This is a genomic window from Megasphaera hominis, assembly GCF_014269395.1.
GTDB classification, from domain to species: Bacteria; Bacillota; Negativicutes; order Veillonellales; family Megasphaeraceae; genus Megasphaera; species Megasphaera hominis.
On the sequence record NZ_JACOGK010000020.1, the window covers coordinates 43,042 to 58,061 of the forward strand.

General features: G+C 48.6%; 18 protein-coding genes and 1 tRNA gene. 18 read left to right on the forward strand and 1 reads right to left on the reverse strand.

The genetic code is table 11. From position 1 onward, the window contains the following. The first annotated feature begins 1 nt into the window (after position 1). The 8 genes from rpsM (at position 2) to H8J70_RS07830 (ending at position 3,998) form a co-directional block, all read left to right on the forward strand. Positions 2 to 370 (forward strand): 30S ribosomal protein S13, encoded by a 369-nt coding sequence (gene rpsM, locus H8J70_RS07795; protein WP_186503351.1) that lies wholly within the window; start codon positions 2 to 4, stop codon positions 368 to 370. 25 nt (positions 371 to 395) lie between these two features. Beyond that, the gene (gene rpsK / locus H8J70_RS07800) at positions 396 to 788 is read left to right on the forward strand and encodes a 30S ribosomal protein S11 (protein ID WP_186503353.1); all 393 of its coding nucleotides are present in this window, start codon (positions 396 to 398) and stop codon (positions 786 to 788) included. 54 nt (positions 789 to 842) lie between these two features. After that, positions 843 to 1,820 (forward strand): DNA-directed RNA polymerase subunit alpha, encoded by a 978-nt coding sequence (locus H8J70_RS07805; protein ID WP_186503354.1) that lies wholly within the window; start codon positions 843 to 845, stop codon positions 1,818 to 1,820. A gap of 18 nt (positions 1,821 to 1,838) precedes the next feature. After that, complete coding sequence (gene rplQ / locus H8J70_RS07810; RefSeq protein WP_186503355.1) at positions 1,839 to 2,177, forward strand: 50S ribosomal protein L17; 339 nt, start codon at positions 1,839 to 1,841, stop codon at positions 2,175 to 2,177. A 120-nt stretch (positions 2,178 to 2,297) separates the two neighbouring features. Next, entirely contained in the window at positions 2,298 to 2,750 is a 453-nt protein-coding gene (locus H8J70_RS07815) for a DUF3783 domain-containing protein (RefSeq protein ID WP_246415308.1), read from the forward strand. 19 nt (positions 2,751 to 2,769) lie between these two features. Further along, a complete protein-coding gene (locus H8J70_RS07820; RefSeq protein WP_186503356.1) occupies positions 2,770 to 3,273 on the forward strand; it encodes an 8-oxo-dGTP diphosphatase in 504 nt (167 codons plus the stop codon). Between the two features lie 241 nt (positions 3,274 to 3,514). Beyond that, positions 3,515 to 3,820 carry a thiamine-binding protein gene (locus H8J70_RS07825; protein WP_186503357.1) on the forward strand — a complete coding sequence of 102 codons (306 nt, stop codon included), beginning with the start codon at positions 3,515 to 3,517 and terminating at the stop codon, positions 3,818 to 3,820. An 87-nt stretch (positions 3,821 to 3,907) separates the two neighbouring features. Continuing rightward, a tRNA-Ser gene (locus H8J70_RS07830) sits at positions 3,908 to 3,998 on the forward strand. Positions 3,999 to 4,111: 113 nt separating this feature from the next. On the opposite strand, the gene H8J70_RS07835 is transcribed toward H8J70_RS07830, so the two are convergent. Beyond that, entirely contained in the window at positions 4,112 to 4,891 is a 780-nt protein-coding gene (locus H8J70_RS07835) for an IclR family transcriptional regulator (RefSeq protein WP_186503358.1), read from the reverse strand. Between the two features lie 320 nt (positions 4,892 to 5,211). Here H8J70_RS07835 and H8J70_RS07840 point away from each other — a divergent pair, with 320 nt between their 5' ends. The 10 genes from H8J70_RS07840 (at position 5,212) to H8J70_RS07885 (ending at position 14,854) form a co-directional block, all read left to right on the forward strand. After that, a complete protein-coding gene (locus H8J70_RS07840; RefSeq protein WP_186503359.1) occupies positions 5,212 to 5,409 on the forward strand; it encodes a 4Fe-4S binding protein in 198 nt (65 codons plus the stop codon). 18 nt (positions 5,410 to 5,427) lie between these two features. Further along, positions 5,428 to 6,510 carry a 3-methyl-2-oxobutanoate dehydrogenase subunit VorB gene (gene vorB, locus H8J70_RS07845; protein ID WP_186503360.1) on the forward strand — a complete coding sequence of 361 codons (1,083 nt, stop codon included), beginning with the start codon at positions 5,428 to 5,430 and terminating at the stop codon, positions 6,508 to 6,510. A 1-nt stretch (position 6,511) separates the two neighbouring features. Beyond that, a complete protein-coding gene (locus H8J70_RS07850) occupies positions 6,512 to 7,252 on the forward strand; it encodes a thiamine pyrophosphate-dependent enzyme (RefSeq protein ID WP_186503362.1) in 741 nt (246 codons plus the stop codon). Next, complete coding sequence (locus H8J70_RS07855; protein ID WP_186503364.1) at positions 7,252 to 7,788, forward strand: 2-oxoacid:ferredoxin oxidoreductase subunit gamma family protein; 537 nt, start codon at positions 7,252 to 7,254, stop codon at positions 7,786 to 7,788. Before H8J70_RS07850 ends, H8J70_RS07855 begins: the two co-directional genes overlap by 1 nt. A 37-nt stretch (positions 7,789 to 7,825) precedes the next feature. Beyond that, positions 7,826 to 8,209: a RidA family protein gene (locus H8J70_RS07860; RefSeq protein WP_186503366.1), complete on the forward strand. Its 384-nt coding sequence runs from the start codon at positions 7,826 to 7,828 to the stop codon at positions 8,207 to 8,209. Between the two features lie 92 nt (positions 8,210 to 8,301). Beyond that, positions 8,302 to 9,900: a BCCT family transporter gene (locus tag H8J70_RS07865; RefSeq protein WP_222433631.1), complete on the forward strand. Its 1,599-nt coding sequence runs from the start codon at positions 8,302 to 8,304 to the stop codon at positions 9,898 to 9,900. Positions 9,901 to 9,952: 52 nt separating this feature from the next. After that, positions 9,953 to 11,020: a proline racemase family protein gene (locus H8J70_RS07870; protein WP_186503368.1), complete on the forward strand. Its 1,068-nt coding sequence runs from the start codon at positions 9,953 to 9,955 to the stop codon at positions 11,018 to 11,020. 12 nt (positions 11,021 to 11,032) lie between these two features. Continuing rightward, positions 11,033 to 12,271 carry a CaiB/BaiF CoA transferase family protein gene (locus tag H8J70_RS07875; protein WP_186503370.1) on the forward strand — a complete coding sequence of 413 codons (1,239 nt, stop codon included), beginning with the start codon at positions 11,033 to 11,035 and terminating at the stop codon, positions 12,269 to 12,271. A gap of 106 nt (positions 12,272 to 12,377) precedes the next feature. Next, positions 12,378 to 13,724: an MFS transporter gene (locus H8J70_RS07880; RefSeq protein WP_186503372.1), complete on the forward strand. Its 1,347-nt coding sequence runs from the start codon at positions 12,378 to 12,380 to the stop codon at positions 13,722 to 13,724. 62 nt (positions 13,725 to 13,786) lie between these two features. Then, a complete protein-coding gene (locus tag H8J70_RS07885; RefSeq protein ID WP_186503368.1) occupies positions 13,787 to 14,854 on the forward strand; it encodes a proline racemase family protein in 1,068 nt (355 codons plus the stop codon). The last annotated feature ends 166 nt before the right edge of the window (positions 14,855 to 15,020 follow it).

The window sequence follows — 15,020 nt, forward strand, 5'->3', positions numbered from 1 at the left end:
GATGGCACGTATAGCCGGTGTAGATTTACCACGTGACAAACGTGTAGAAGTAGGTTTAACATACATTTTTGGCATTGGTCTTTCCTCTTCTCAGGAAATCCTTGCTAAAACGGGCATCAATCCCGACACTCGCGTTCGCGATCTGACGGAAGATGAAGTTCAGAAAATCCGTGAAGTTATCGGTACGGACTACAAAGTAGAAGGCGACCTTCGTCGTGAAACTGCTCTGAACGTAAAACGTCTCATTGAAGTAAATTCCTATCGTGGCAAGCGTCATCGTGCAGGTCTTCCTGTTCGCGGTCAGCGCACAAAGACAAATGCTCGTACACGTAAAGGCCCGCGCAAAGCAATTGCTGGTAAGAAAAAATAATTTTTGAGTAAGGAGGGACACGATTTTGGCTAAGAATAACGTAAGAAGCAATAAGAAAAAAGAAAAGAAACATGTAGAATCGGGCGCTGCTCATATTCGTTCTACTTTCAATAACACCATCGTCACAATCAGCGATACAAAGGGCAACGCTCTGAGCTGGGCCAGCGCTGGTGAAATGGGCTTCCGCGGCTCCCGTAAGAGCACTCCGTTTGCTGCTCAGATGGCTGCTGAAACAGCTGCTAAAGCTGCTATGGAACATGGCCTGCGTCAGGTTGAAGTTTTCGTAAAAGGTCCTGGTTCCGGTCGTGAAGCTGCTATCCGCGCATTACAGGCAGCTGGCTTAGAAGTAAACTCCATTAAAGACGTAACACCAATCCCGCATAACGGTTGCCGTCCGCCGAAACGTAGACGCGTATAATAGTCTGCGCTTTATTCCAAGTTGGTTTGATTCTGAAATAGGAGGATTTTCCTAATGAGTGATGACAACAAGTTTAAGATTGATATCGCGAATAAAAGCGAAGACGGCAAATACGGAAAATTCGTATGCGAACCTCTGGATAGAGGTTACGGAATCACATTGGGTAATAGTTTGCGGCGCATTCTTTTAGCTTCGTTAGATGGTGTTGCTATCACGTCGATTAAAATCGATGGCGTGTTGCATGAGTTTTCTACCATCCCCGGTGTTCGTGAAGATGTAACGGATATCATTCTGAATTTGAAGCAGCTTTGCATGAAGTTCACACGCGACGATATTGATGAACTTGATATCACAGTTGACGTAAATGGCGAATGCGAATTCACCGCAAAAGATCTTGACGTAAACACAGACATTGAAATTTTGAACCCGGAACTTCATATTGCAACTCTTGATACGGATGCTCATATTCATATGCAGTGCCATATCGAACGCGGTAAAGGGTACGTACCGTCTACGAAGAACAAGAAAGATACAGATATGATTGGTGTCATTCCTATTGACTCCATTTTCTCACCTGTAGTTCGGACGAATTACGAAGTAGGCAATATCCGGGTCGGCAACGAAATGGATTATGATTCGCTGTCGCTAGAAGTATGGACCGATGGCAGCATTACAGCTGAAAATGCTGTAGCTAAGGCTGCTTCCATTATGATCAGCTATTTGAATTTCTTCCAGGACATTGCAACGAACCCGAAAGTAAATGAAACCAACGGTGAGTTCGTCAATAATGATCAACCCGGTGAAGATACGGAATCTGGTGCAGATACGGCCGGTATTAAGATCGAAGTTCTCGACCTCTCCGTACGTGCTTCGAATTGCTTGAAGCGCGCCAATATTTATACCATAGCTGATTTGTTAGAACATACGGAAGATGATCTTGCCAAGATTCGTAACTTAGGCAAGAAGTCCGTTGATGAAATCATTGAAAAGTTACGGGATTATGGGTACAACCTGAAATCCAGTGATGAATAAGATTTAGGAGGATGAACGATGGCTTATAGAAAGTTAGGACGCGACAGCTCTGCACGTAAAGCATTACTGCGTAGCATTGTTACCTCTTTGTTCCAGTATGAACGCATTGAAACTACGGAAGCAAAAGCAAAAGAACTCCGCAAAGTAGCGGACAAAATGCTTACCCTCGCTAAACGTGGTGATCTTCATGCACGTCGCCAGGCTCTGGCTTATATCATGGACGAAGATGTAGTTAAAAAGCTGTTTGATGAAATTGCACCGAAATACAAAGATCGCCAGGGCGGCTATACCCGCATCATTAAAAAAGGCTTCCGCCAGGGTGATGCAGCTCCGATCGTTATCATCGAATTAGTCTAAGTACGGGCCGGGCACGGTTTCCGGAACGTAAATAGCATCTGATTGGTAGACGAGTCGCTGTGGTACTATGCCACAGCGACTTTTTTTAGATTATTTTTTATAATGAAAGGGAGGATAGTTATGGCATTCAAAATGATCCTGGCAGTAAACTTTACGCCGGAACGGTTAAAGCAGCTGAAGCTCCTCGGCATGCTGACTAAAGCGCAGGTTAAAGCCGTTACAGAAGAAGAAAAGGATGAAACGGTAGGCAAAGTGTTGGGTCTTACAGATGAAGAAATCGAAGAAATCGCGGCCATGAAGACGGAAACGACAGAAGGCAACGAAAAGGTACACGAAAATGTCGGAGAAGATGAACAATTGGAACCGGTTACGAAGGAAGCCCTGATTCTCTGTGGCTTCGATAATCAGAACGTAAATCTTCTCTTAGACAGTATCCGCCGGGGCCGTCTGAAAAATGTTCCTCTTAAAGCCATGCTGACGCCCAACAACATTTCCTGGTCTATTCATACGATCCTCCAGGAACTCAATAAGGAACATGAATATTTCAAGAACATGAAAAAGAAAGGAAAATAAGGGAAAGGATGTGTTTTCCATGCGTCCGACTACGTTATGTTTTCCCATTAACGCCGCAGGAGAATTCCTTCTGGGCCGTAAAAAGCGGGGCTTTGGCGTAGCGAAATGGAACGGCTTCGGTGGTAAACTGGAAGCAGGCGAAACGTTCCGCCAGTGTGCCGTACGTGAGCTCCGGGAAGAATCGGGCCTGGTCGCTAAGGAAGCGGACCTGGAACTTGTGGCCTTCCTGGACTTCCGTTTTGATACGCACGCAGAGCTTGATCATATCGGTTACGTCTACCTCGTACATACGTGGCAAGGTACGCCGGCTCCCACGGAAGAAATGGAGCCGCGCTGGTTTTCCGCTGCGACCTTGCCCTATGAGGACATGTGGAGTGGAGACCGGCTTTGGATCCCCATGCTGCAGGCACGCCGTAAGATTAGTGGCACGATCGTCTTTGCCGCCGATAAGGAAAGCCTGAAATATACGGAATTTACGGATGTAGCAGATCTAACAGAATCTGATTCTTTAACCGCCTTCTGAGGAAGGCGGTTTTTCTTTGTGATCCTATCGTTTAGCCTGTAGTGCCCTTGCCGGCCATACAAGCCAGTTAGAATCTTTTTATGAATAATAAGACAGGTTATGGCAGCAGCGGCCGTCAGACAAGGAATGAGGCACTGCAGAGGCAGCACTGGTCTTTCTATACTGGTGGACAAATAGCAGGAAAACAGTATAATGAAAGAAGAACGTATTTCTCTTTTTTTACGTGAGGAGGTCTTTTGAAATGAATACACTCGTTGCTGTTTGTATTGCTCCCAGTGGCACAGGCGATGAATACGCGCCGCTCGTAGCAGAAGTGGTAAAGATCATTCGTGATTCCGGTTTATCGTGCCATACCTATTCCATGTTTACGGAAATTGAAGGGGAATGGGACGACGTCATGGCAGTTGTCAAAAAGGCTACACAGCATTTTACGGATAAAGGGATCCGTACGTCTGTTGTCTTAAAGGCCGACATCCGTCCGGGCTATACGAACATGATGAACGGCAAGATGGAACGGCTGGAAGAAGCTATCAATCAGAAAGGATAAATCCTGACTGCAAAATTAGACAAACCGATAAACAATCTCTTGACATTACCTCATAAATGTTGTATTATCATATAGTCAGCGATATATGGAGTGATACTCAAGAGGCTGAAGAGGACGGTTTGCTAAATCGTTAGAGGTCGTAAGGCCTGCGAGAGTTCGAATCTCTCTCACTCCGCCAGATTACTGGACAAAGAACTACTGGGATGTTTCCCGGTGGTTCTTTTTTTTTAGTTTATAGATACACAAAAGCTGCCGGCACAGAACTCATTTCTGTGCCGGCAGCTTTTGTTGTTATCGGACCGGCCCGGTATAGCCCATACTGGCTGACAAGAGCTGGACGCTTTTCAATAGCTCTTCACTGTAATGCTTTTCTTCCTCCGCTGTCAGGCTATGGGCTGACAGGCTGATGGCGCCAATAGGGCGGTTTGTGTAGTTCATGATGACGGCGCCGATGCAGAAGAGGTTTGGTTCCGTTTCTTCATGATCGACGGCATACTTGCGTTTTCGCGTTTCTGCAATGTCCTGAAGCAGGGCATCGAGAGTCGTAAGCGTATGCGGCGTAATCGTCTTGACATGGAAGGTATTCCACTTTTCCATGATTTCCTCATTCGTATAGGTACTTAAAATGGCCTTTCCGGCACTAGTTGCGTATAAAGGCGAACGGCCGCCGACGCTGGTATAGACGGAAAAGGAATTCATATTTTCCGGATCTATACTTTGCAGGCACAGGAGCTCGCCGTTGTCCTCGACGGAGAATTGGGCAACGACCTGCAGCGATGAAGCGAGCTTCTCGAGCTCACTGGTAATGAGACGGGGATAGTTCGTCGCTTTCGTCGCTTTCACACCGATTTCGAAGAGCTTTAGCGATAAGGAATATTCGCCACTCTTTTCATCACGGTTTAGGAAGCCATTTTCTGTCAAGGATAATACAATGCGGGAAAGGGATGCCTTATTCAGCTTCAGCCTGGTATGTAAATCGTTCAGGCTCATTTGTCCCTGGTCGGCAATGGTTTCCAATACCAGGCAGGCACGGTCAATTGCCTGAAAGGAGGCAGGTTTTTCAGTTGGCATGATAATCCCTTCTTTTTCGTGTAAAGATAGATATAAGCTTATATTTGTCCGTTTCTATTGTAACAACACAGTTCCCATTCTGTCAAACTGTATTTTGAAATTCTAAATATTTATTTTGAAACGATAGTTGGTAAAAATGAAATATAGTAAACAATATTAAAATAATCAAAATAAAATACAAAAACGAGAATTATATATTGACATTTGAATTTGAAAATAGTATTATAAAACGCGAAGAGAGAAATGTAAAACAGCGTTTCAAAATACGTATGCTTCATTTCATATAATTGTAATTCATTCAACAAAATGGAGGGCTCAAGATGGCTAAAGCAAAACCAAACACGGAATTATGCAAAGGCTGCAGATTATGTGTCGGTGCATGTCCTAAACAGGCAATTATTCCTCTCGAAGAAGTAAACAAAAAAGGATATCAGATTATCCGCGTTGATGAAGAAAAATGCATTGGCTGCGGCATGTGCTACAAGACATGTCCGGATTGCGTATTTACAATAGCGTAAGCGAAAGGGGGTTATAAAATGAGCGCAGACTACGTATTGATGAAAGGGAACGAAGCCATTGCGGAAGCTGCCCTGCGGGCAGGCTGTCGTTTCTATGCAGGCTATCCTATTACTCCACAAAGTGAAATTTTGGAATATATGTCCTCGAATATGCAGAAATACGGCGGCACCTTTATTCAGGGTGAAAATGAAATCGCCAGCATGAGCATGATTTGGGGCGCTGCCGCTGCCGGTGCACGCTGCATGTCCAGCTCCTCCGGCCCGGGCTTCGACCTGAAGCAGGAAGAAATTTCCTACCTCTCGTCGTACAACCTGCCTTGTGTCCTCGTCGACGCTATGCGTTACGGCTTAGGTGACGGCGAAATCACAGCCGGCCAGGACTCCTACTGGGAAGCTGTGCGTGGCGGTGGTCATGGCGACAGCCGTCAGCTCGTATATGCACCGGCTTCTGTCGATGAATGCGTACAACTGACCTACCAGGCCTTCGACAAAGCAGAAGAATATCGCAACGTGGTCATCATTCTTACTGATGGTGCCATCAGCCAGATGATTGAAAAATGCACGCTGCCACCGGCAAAAGAACACGATATCAACAAATTCGACTGGACGCTGACAGGTAAACCCTTAGGTGTCAAGAAGAACAAAGTCTATAACCTCGATCACACCATCGGCTTTGAAGCATGGGAAAAACTCATGCGCAACAAGTTCAAGACCATGTATGAAAATGAACAGCGCTGGGAAGAATTCCAGACGGATGATGCAGAAATCGTTCTCGTAGCCATTGGCATTTCCTCCCGTGTCTGCAAATCTGCTGTACGTCAGGCCCGCAAGGAAGGCTTCAAACTGGGCCTGCTCCGGCCGATCACGGTATGGCCGTTCCCGCGCAAGGCTTTCGAAAAAATGCCTAAGAGCGTAGAAGCTTATGTAACGGTAGAAATGGGCATGTCCTCCCAGATGGGCGAAGACGTTCTCCTGGCAATGAAACATCAGAAACCGTTCTACAGCTACTTGACGACGAAATACATTCCGAAAGCAGAAGACATTGTCAATTTCTGTAAAGATATCAAAGCTGGCAAGGTTCAGCAGACGGAGGTGTTCTAAAATGGCAAAATTTGCTAAACCGGAATCGATTGTGAATACGACAGAATACTGTGGTGGCTGCGGCCATGGCATCATTCAGCGCCTCATTGCTGAATCTATAGAAGAACTGAACTTGCAGGATAAAACCATTGGTGTCGTTGACATTGCCTGTTCCTACTGGTCTCTCGACGCCTTGGACTATGATATGATCGCCGGCCCGCATGGCCGTCTTGCAGCAGTAGCGACTGGCATCAAACGGGTTCGCCCGGAAGCTAACGTATACGTGCACTCCGGTGATGGCTGTGCCTACGTTATCGGTCTTTCCGAAACGTCTTACGCTGCTATCCGCGATGTACCCATTACGATGATTGTCGCCAACAATGGTATCTTCGGCATGACCGGCGGCCAGCTGAACCTGGCAACGACTCTCGTCGGTGACAAGACCGTCAGCAGCAAGGCCGGCCGTAATCCTGATACGATGGGCCACCCTGTAGATATGCTGAAATCCTTCCAGAACTACGATGTAGAATTCCTTGCCCGCGGTGCTCTCTACGATGTCAAGCACATCGAACAGACGAAGAAATTCATCAAAAAAGGCCTGGAAAACCAGCGTGATGGCAAAGGCTTCTCCCTCATCGAAGTCCTTTCCCCGTGCCCGACGAACTGGAAACTCGATCCGGTCAAGGCTATGGAAAAGATTAAAAACGAAAACGAAAAAATATTCCCCGTAGGCGTATACACAGATCGTGGAGGTGTACAATAATGGCAGATATTATTATGAGCGGCTTAGGTGGCCAGGGTGTACTGACGGCCGGTAAAATCCTCATCAATATTGCAGCGGCAGAAGGCAAAAACGTAAGCTGGACTTCTACCTATGGTGCTGCTATGCGTGGCGGTTCCGCAAGCTGCAACATCGTTGTCTCCGATGAAGAAATCGGCAGTCCCTATCCTTCCCAGTATGATATCCTCTTTGCCATGAGCGATGAAGCATATGAAACGTATGTCGGCAATATGCGTGACGGCGGTACGGTCATCATCAACAGCTCTATGGTAGGCGAACATGACTTCCCGAAAAACGTCAACGTCTATGCCGTTCCGGCAACGAACGAAGCCAATGAAGCAGGCAACAGCCGCGCTGCCAACCTGGTAATGCTCGGCGCACTCATTGAAGCGACGAAGCTCATGGATACGCAGAAATTCGGTGCTGGCCTCAATGCCTATTTCGAAAAAAAAGGCCACAACACGCCGTCCAACCTTGTTTGCTATCAAAAAGGCGTAGCAACAGTAGAAAAAAAATAAGCTGAATGCAAGATCTCATGGAAATAAGGTGACCAATTTGGCAATTGAATTTTTAACGAACCCGCAGCTGCCCAGAACATCCGGCCCGTATTCGTATGGTACGAAATACGGCAACCTGATTCTCACGTCTGGCCAGATTGCCCTTGATCCGAATACGAATGAAATCGTCACGGATATCCGCAAGGCTACGAGAATGGTTCTGGATTGTTTGCTCCTCGTCGTCGAAGCCGGCGGCGGTACGAAGGAAACAATCGCAAAAGTTGATGTGTATCTGAAAGATCTCAACGATTTTGAAGCGTTCAATGAAGTGTACAGTGAATTTTTCGGTACACACAAACCGGCCCGGGTAACGGTCCAGGCTGGTGACTTAGCCGAAGGTGCGACGATTGAAGCGGCCGTTACGGCATTTACAGCTGAATAAAAAATTCGTGAATTTCATGTTTTCTGCTGGAACAGGCATAAGGAGGCAGATGCGGTGCTGCAGTGAGCTGTGATTCCTAGGGAGATGTAAACATGAAGATGCAAGCGGATACGTTTGATAAGCACCTCAATCCCTGGTCCTTTTGGCCGGCGACCATTGCCTTAGGGCTGTTCATCCTCGCCGGTGTGTTCGACCAGGAACAGCTGGGAGCTTTCCTCAACGGGCTCCTGTACAGCCTGGCGAATAACCTGGGCTGGTACATCAATCTTTTATCACTTAGCATGATTTTCCTGGTGCTAGTCTTTATCATCTATCGGTATGGGGACATCAAAATTGGTGGCGCTGATGTGAAGCCCCAGTACAGCACATTTAGCTGGTGCTGCATGACTATTGCCGGCTCATTAGGGACGGGGATCCTGTTTTGGGCCATGGGGGAACCGATATTTCATTTTGCTACGCCACCTGTTGCGGCCGGAGTGACACCCTTTAGCCGGCAGGCAGCCATATATGCCATTTCGCAGGCCATGTGGGACTGGTCCTTCATCCAGTACGCTATGTACGGCATTTGTGCCGTCGGCTTTGCCATCGTGACGTATAATCTGAAAAAGAGCCTGTCTTTTGGGTCGTTACTGGAAGTAATCTTTGGCCGCCCTATGCCGAAGCTGACGATTCTGGTACACGCGCTGATTATCTTCTGCCTGTGTGGCGCCGTCTCCAACTCTATGGGAGTAGGCGTCATGCAGGTAGGCGCGGGAATCGAATTGCTCCTGGGCATTCCTCAGTCAAAACTTGTCTGGCTGATTATTTCTGTCTGTATTTGTTCCATTTTTACCATATCCTGTGTGTGCGGCATGGCACGGGGCCTGCAGCGGCTGGCCACGTTGAAGATATTCATCTTCATGTCCATCCTCGTTTTTGTCATCCTCTTGGGGGATACGCAATTTATGAGCAAGCTGGGGACAGAAGCGACAGGGTACATGATCGATCATTGGGGGATGCATACGACGATCATGAATTCCCTGGTACCGGAGGATCATTGGTTTGCCGATTGGATTATTCAGTACTGGTGCTCCTTCTTCGTCTATGCTCCGGTAATCGGTATGTTTTTCAGTCGTATGGCTAAAGGCCATACAGTACGCAAGTTCCTCATGGTCAGTGTTGTCGTTCCTTCTGTCTTCTGCATGTTCTGGATCGGCATTTTTGGCAGCATGACGATTAAGCTGCAGACCTCGGGAATCCTGGACATCTGGAGTGCCGTCCACACGTATGGCATGCAGACGACAATTTTCCAGATTCTGTCCAGCCTGCCTTTTGGCACGATTTTCATGGCCGCTTTCATCGTTTCCACATGTATTTCTTTCTGTTGTCTCGCCGATCCTATGGCAGCCGTCCTGGCTACGCTGAGCGTGCGGAACCTGCAGATTGATGATGAAGCGCCGAAATTAATTAAGATTATCATGGGTCTTCTCATTACGACCGTAGCCTATGTGCTCGTTGCCTCAGGCGGTGTCAATTCCGTCAAAGGCATGTTTGTCCTCATTGGTGTGCCGGTCTCCTTCGTAGTCATTGCCTGTATTTACGCCAGCTTCAAGCTTTGTGAAAAGTGCATCCGGGAAAAGAACTATGGCTGCCTAGAGGAAGCAAAGCCGGCTGAGACACGGGAAGAAACGAGAGAAACACCTGTGGAATAAAGTTCATAAAGTAACATATATGTCACGTGAAAGTAAAAAGGAGGAAATTAAGATGGGATTCAAAAGAGTAATCAACTGCGTAGAAACACATGATGGCGAACCGATGCGCGTCGTAACCGGCGGCATTGGCCCGATTCCCGGCAACAGCGTCTATGAAATGGAAGAATATTTACGCCAGTACGGCGATGGGCTGCGGAAATTCTTACTGCGTGAACCGCGCGGCTATCCGCCCATGTGCTGCAACGTCATTGTACCGCCGAAGGATCCTTCCGCAGCAGCAGGATTCATCATTATGGAACAGACCGAATATCCGATGATGTCCGGCGGCAATGTCATTTCTGTAGCAACGGTACTGTTGGAAACGGGTATGATTCCGGCCAAGGAAGGCCTGAATGAATTCATTCTTGAATGCCCGGCTGGCCTGATCGGCATTAAGGCCATGTATGAAAACGACAAAGTAACGGCAGTTACCTTCAAGAATGTACCGGCCTTTGCCGTATACGTAAACAAAGAAATTGAAGTACCGCATATCGGTCACGGTGTAGAAAAAGTAACCGTTGACGTAGCCTGGGGCGGCATGTTCTATGTCATGGCAGATGTACGCCAGTTCCCGTGGGTCGCACTGGAACCGGATCAGGGCCGCGAAATTACGCGTATCTCCTCGTTGATCCTGAAAGCAGCACAGGATCAGCTGCCGGTAGAACACCCGAACTATCCGGGCGTAGGGATTTCCATTTCCCAGCTCTTCGGACCGAGCCCGAACCCGGAAAAATCGGATGTCAAGAATGCCGTAACCGTAGCCTCCGGTGCCGTAGATTTCGACAACCCGTCTACGTGGATCGGCGCTTTGGACCGTTGCCCCTGCGGTACCGGTACGTGCGCAAGAATGGCAGCCATGTATGCCAAAGGCGAACTGAAGCTGAACGAAGCCTTCCGTCATGAAGGGCTCATGGGCGTCGTTTACACAGGCCACTTAATTGAAGAAACGGAAATTGCCGGTCATAAGGCAGTCATTCCGACGATTACAGGTGAATCCTGGATTTATGGGTTTAACAATCTCGTCCTCGACTCGACAGATCCCTTCCCTGAAGGCTTCACAGTCGGCGACATTTGGGGCTAGGAGGCCGGAACAATGGGTGCAAGTGCAAAACAAACAGCGAAACAAACAATTGAACAATTAGCAGTTAAGCCGTTGACCGGTGTCCGCATTCTAGACTTAACGCATGCCTACAGTGGCCCGTTTTGCACGATGCATCTTGCGGACCATGGCGCAACCGTCATCAAGCTGGAAATTCCCGGCAAAGGGGACCAGAGCCGTAATTGGGGGCCTTTCAAAAATGGTGCCAGCGGCTACTATGCCTATGTCAATCGCAACAAGTACGGCCTTACGCTGAACTTGAAGGAAGAAAAAGGTAAGGAAATCTTCAAAAAATTGATTCGCGAAGTCGACGTCGTCTGTGAAAACTTCCGCGTCGGCACGATGGAAAAGATGGGCCTCGGCTATGATGTCCTCAAGGAAATCAACCCACAGCTGATTTATGCATCCATCTCCGGCTTTGGCCTGGAAGGTCCTGAAGCTACGCAGCCGAGCTACGATGTCGTATCTCAGGCCATGGGCGGCCTCATGAGCATGACCGGTGAAAAAGGCCATATCTTCAAGGTCGGCCCGGCCATTGCCGACAACTATTCCGGTACGTACTTGTCCCTGGCCATCGTCATGGCCTTATATCAGAAGGAACGGACGGGCTTAGGACGGCGCGTAGATGTGTCCATGCTCGATACGATTTTCTCGATCCTTGAAACAGGGGCCATTTCTTACACCTTGAATGGCAAAATCGCTGAACCGGCAGGTAACCGCGATCCGGAAATTGCGCCCTTCGATGTCCTGAAAGCCAAGGATGGCAGCTTTGCCATTGCCTGTGGGACACAGAAATTCTGGAAATCCCTTTGCCAGGTCATGAATCGACCGGAACTGGCAGAAAACCCTCATTTCATCGATAACCAGGCCCGTTGTGACCACTACCTGGATGAATTAAAACCACTCCTGGAAGAATGGAGCAGCCAGCACACGCTGGCTGAGCTGGAAACCTGGATGACAGGGGCAGGCATTCCCTTCGGCCGCATTTGCAATACGAAGGAAGCCTGTGAAAGTGAGATCATCAAACGCCGTCACATGCTTTGGCAGATTGATGATCCGGCCTTTGGCGAAACGATTTCCGTACCGGGAACACCGATGAAAATTCATGGCTGTGCTGACCAGGCTGAACGGCCGGCACCGCAGCTGGGGCAGCATACCGATGCGATTCTCCATGATTTGCTCCATCTGGATATGGATGCTATCAAGAATCTGCACGAAACGAATGTTATCTAAGATGTTTACGAAGTTCATGGATATCCTTTCTGTACGGACTGCCAGACGGTAGTCCGGAAGGAAAGGAGAGAGGGCCTTATGCAAAAGGCCGGAAAGGTTGGTCGCCATGAGTACCAGTATCAGTTTGAAAGATGCACCACTCTTAACATTTCATAAAAAAGTATTTCTCTGTTTTATCTTGGGCCAGATTGCCTGCGGGTATACCTTGGGCATTGCCGGCACAGGCTTGGCGCAGGCTACAAGCGCCCTGAACCTGAACAGCTTCTGGGTAGGGCTCCTGGGTTCCGGTACGTTGATCGGTCTCATGGGCAGCCTCATCGTCGGCAATATTGTCGACCGCGTAGGCCGCAAGACGCTTTTTCTTTTCGATATGCTCGTCTTCGCTGCGCTGGCCTTGATTCAGTATTTCATTAACGATCCGCTGATTCTCTTTGTGGTCCGTGTCCTCCTGGGACTGACCATTGCCGTCGACTATACGACAGGGGCCTCGCTCCTGACAGAATGGCTGCCGGCAGAATGGAGCCCGAAGGCGCAGAGCCTGCTCATCATTTTCTGGACTATCGGTTTTGTCGGTTCTTATTTTACGGGCAGTGTCATTACGGGCTTTGGCGCAGATAATTGGAAATTCATCTTCATGTCGTCGGCTATTCCGGCCCTCGTCGCCGGTATCGTCCGCTTGATCTGCCGTATTCCTGAATCGGCCGAATGGCTGTCTACGGTAGGCAAGTATGACCAGGGGCTTGAACTCGTACATCGTTACATCGGTGCCCAGTACACCCTGCCGCCGTACGAAGCCGATAATACAGGGGAAAAGGTAACATTGGCCGAACTGTTTAAGCCGGAATACCGCACGAATACTCTGGTTAGTGGCGTTTTCTACGCAGCACAGGTATTCCCGTACTTCGGTGTAGGGATCTTCATCCCTATCATCGTTAAGAGCATGAATGTTGGCGACCCGGGCTTGGTTGCCGCAGCCTACAATATCTTTGTACTGGCTGGCGCCGTCATTGGGGTTATTCTCTTCGATAAAATTTCCCGCCGGGCTTTCCTCTTGTCCACGTTCTACGTCGCAGCAGCCGGTATCATCGGCATGATTCTTCTGCAGGGTATTTCCGTATACGTTACTGTTACGTGCTTCCTCATTTTCGCCATGGGCATGGCTATTTCCGTCGTATCGGAAAACCCCTATCCGCCTGAACTGTTCAATACGCGTATGCGTGGTTCCGGCCTGGGCTTTTCCATCTTCTGCAGCCGTGTTGGTGCGGCAGCCGGTACCTTTATGCTGCCGGTTTTCATGGACGACTTCGGCATCTACGTGACCTTGGGCGTCTGCGCGGCAGCACTGCTCTTCGGTGGTTTCTTCTGCCAGAAGTATGCACCGGAAACGTTGCCTAAATTCATGAAGCACGAAGATCACACGAACGCAGCCCAGACGGCTGCCAGCGGTCACTGATATAGGTTTTAAGCAGCCAGGTGCTGCTAAAAAATAGCAAGTATCAAAAGGAGGAAATTAAGATGGGATTCAAAAGAGTAATCAACTGCGTAGAAACACATGATGGCGAACCGATGCGCGTCGTAACCGGCGGCATTGGCCCGATTCCCGGCAACAGCGTCTATGAAATGGAAGAATATTTACGCCAGTACGGCGATGGGCTGCGGAAATTCTTACTGCGTGAACCGCGCGGCTATCCGCCCATGTGCTGCAACGTCATTGTACCGCCGAAGGATCCTTCCGCAGCAGCAGGATTCATCATTATGGAACAGACCGAATATCCGATGATGTCCGGCGGCAATGTCATTTCTGTAGCAACGGTACTGTTGGAAACGGGCATGATTCCGGCCAAGGAAGGCCTGAATGAATTCATTCTTGAATGCCCGGCTGGCCTGATCGGCATTAAGGCCATGTATGAAAACGACAAAGTAACGGCAGTTACCTTCAAGAATGTACCGGCCTTTGCCGTATACGTAAACAAAGAAATTGAAGTACCGCATATCGGTCACGGTGTAGAAAAAGTAACCGTTGACGTAGCCTGGGGCGGCATGTTCTATGTCATGGCAGATGTACGCCAGTTCCCGTGGGTCGCACTGGAACCGGATCAGGGCCGCGAAATTACGCGTATCTCCTCGTTGATCCTGAAAGCAGCACAGGATCAGCTGCCGGTAGAACACCCGAACTATCCGGGCGTAGGGATTTCCATTTCCCAGCTCTTCGGACCGAGCCCGAACCCGGAAAAATCGGATGTCAAGAATGCCGTAACCGTAGCCTCCGGTGCCGTAGATTTCGACAACCCGTCTACGTGGATCGGCGCCTTGGACCGTTGCCCCTGCGGTACCGGTACGTGCGCAAGAATGGCAGCTATGTATGCCAAAGGCGAACTGAAGCTGAACGAAGCCTTCCGTCATGAAGGGCTCATGGGCGTCGTTTACACAGGCCACTTGATTGAAGAAACGGAAATTGCCGGTCATAAGGCAGTCATTCCGACGATTACAGGTGAATCCTGGATTTATGGGTTTAACAATCTCGTCCTCGACTCGACAGATCCCTTCCCTGAAGGCTTCACAGTCGGCGACATTTGGGGCTAATGCAATGTAATTGAATAGCGAAAAATGACAAAAACAGTCACACAGGGTGATATGCTCCCTTCTAGGTAGACATGAGAAATAATAAAATCTCACTCTACTTGGAAGGGAGCATTTAATATGCATAGAACTAAGGTTTGTGCAGAAGAAAAACTACATACGGTGCTAG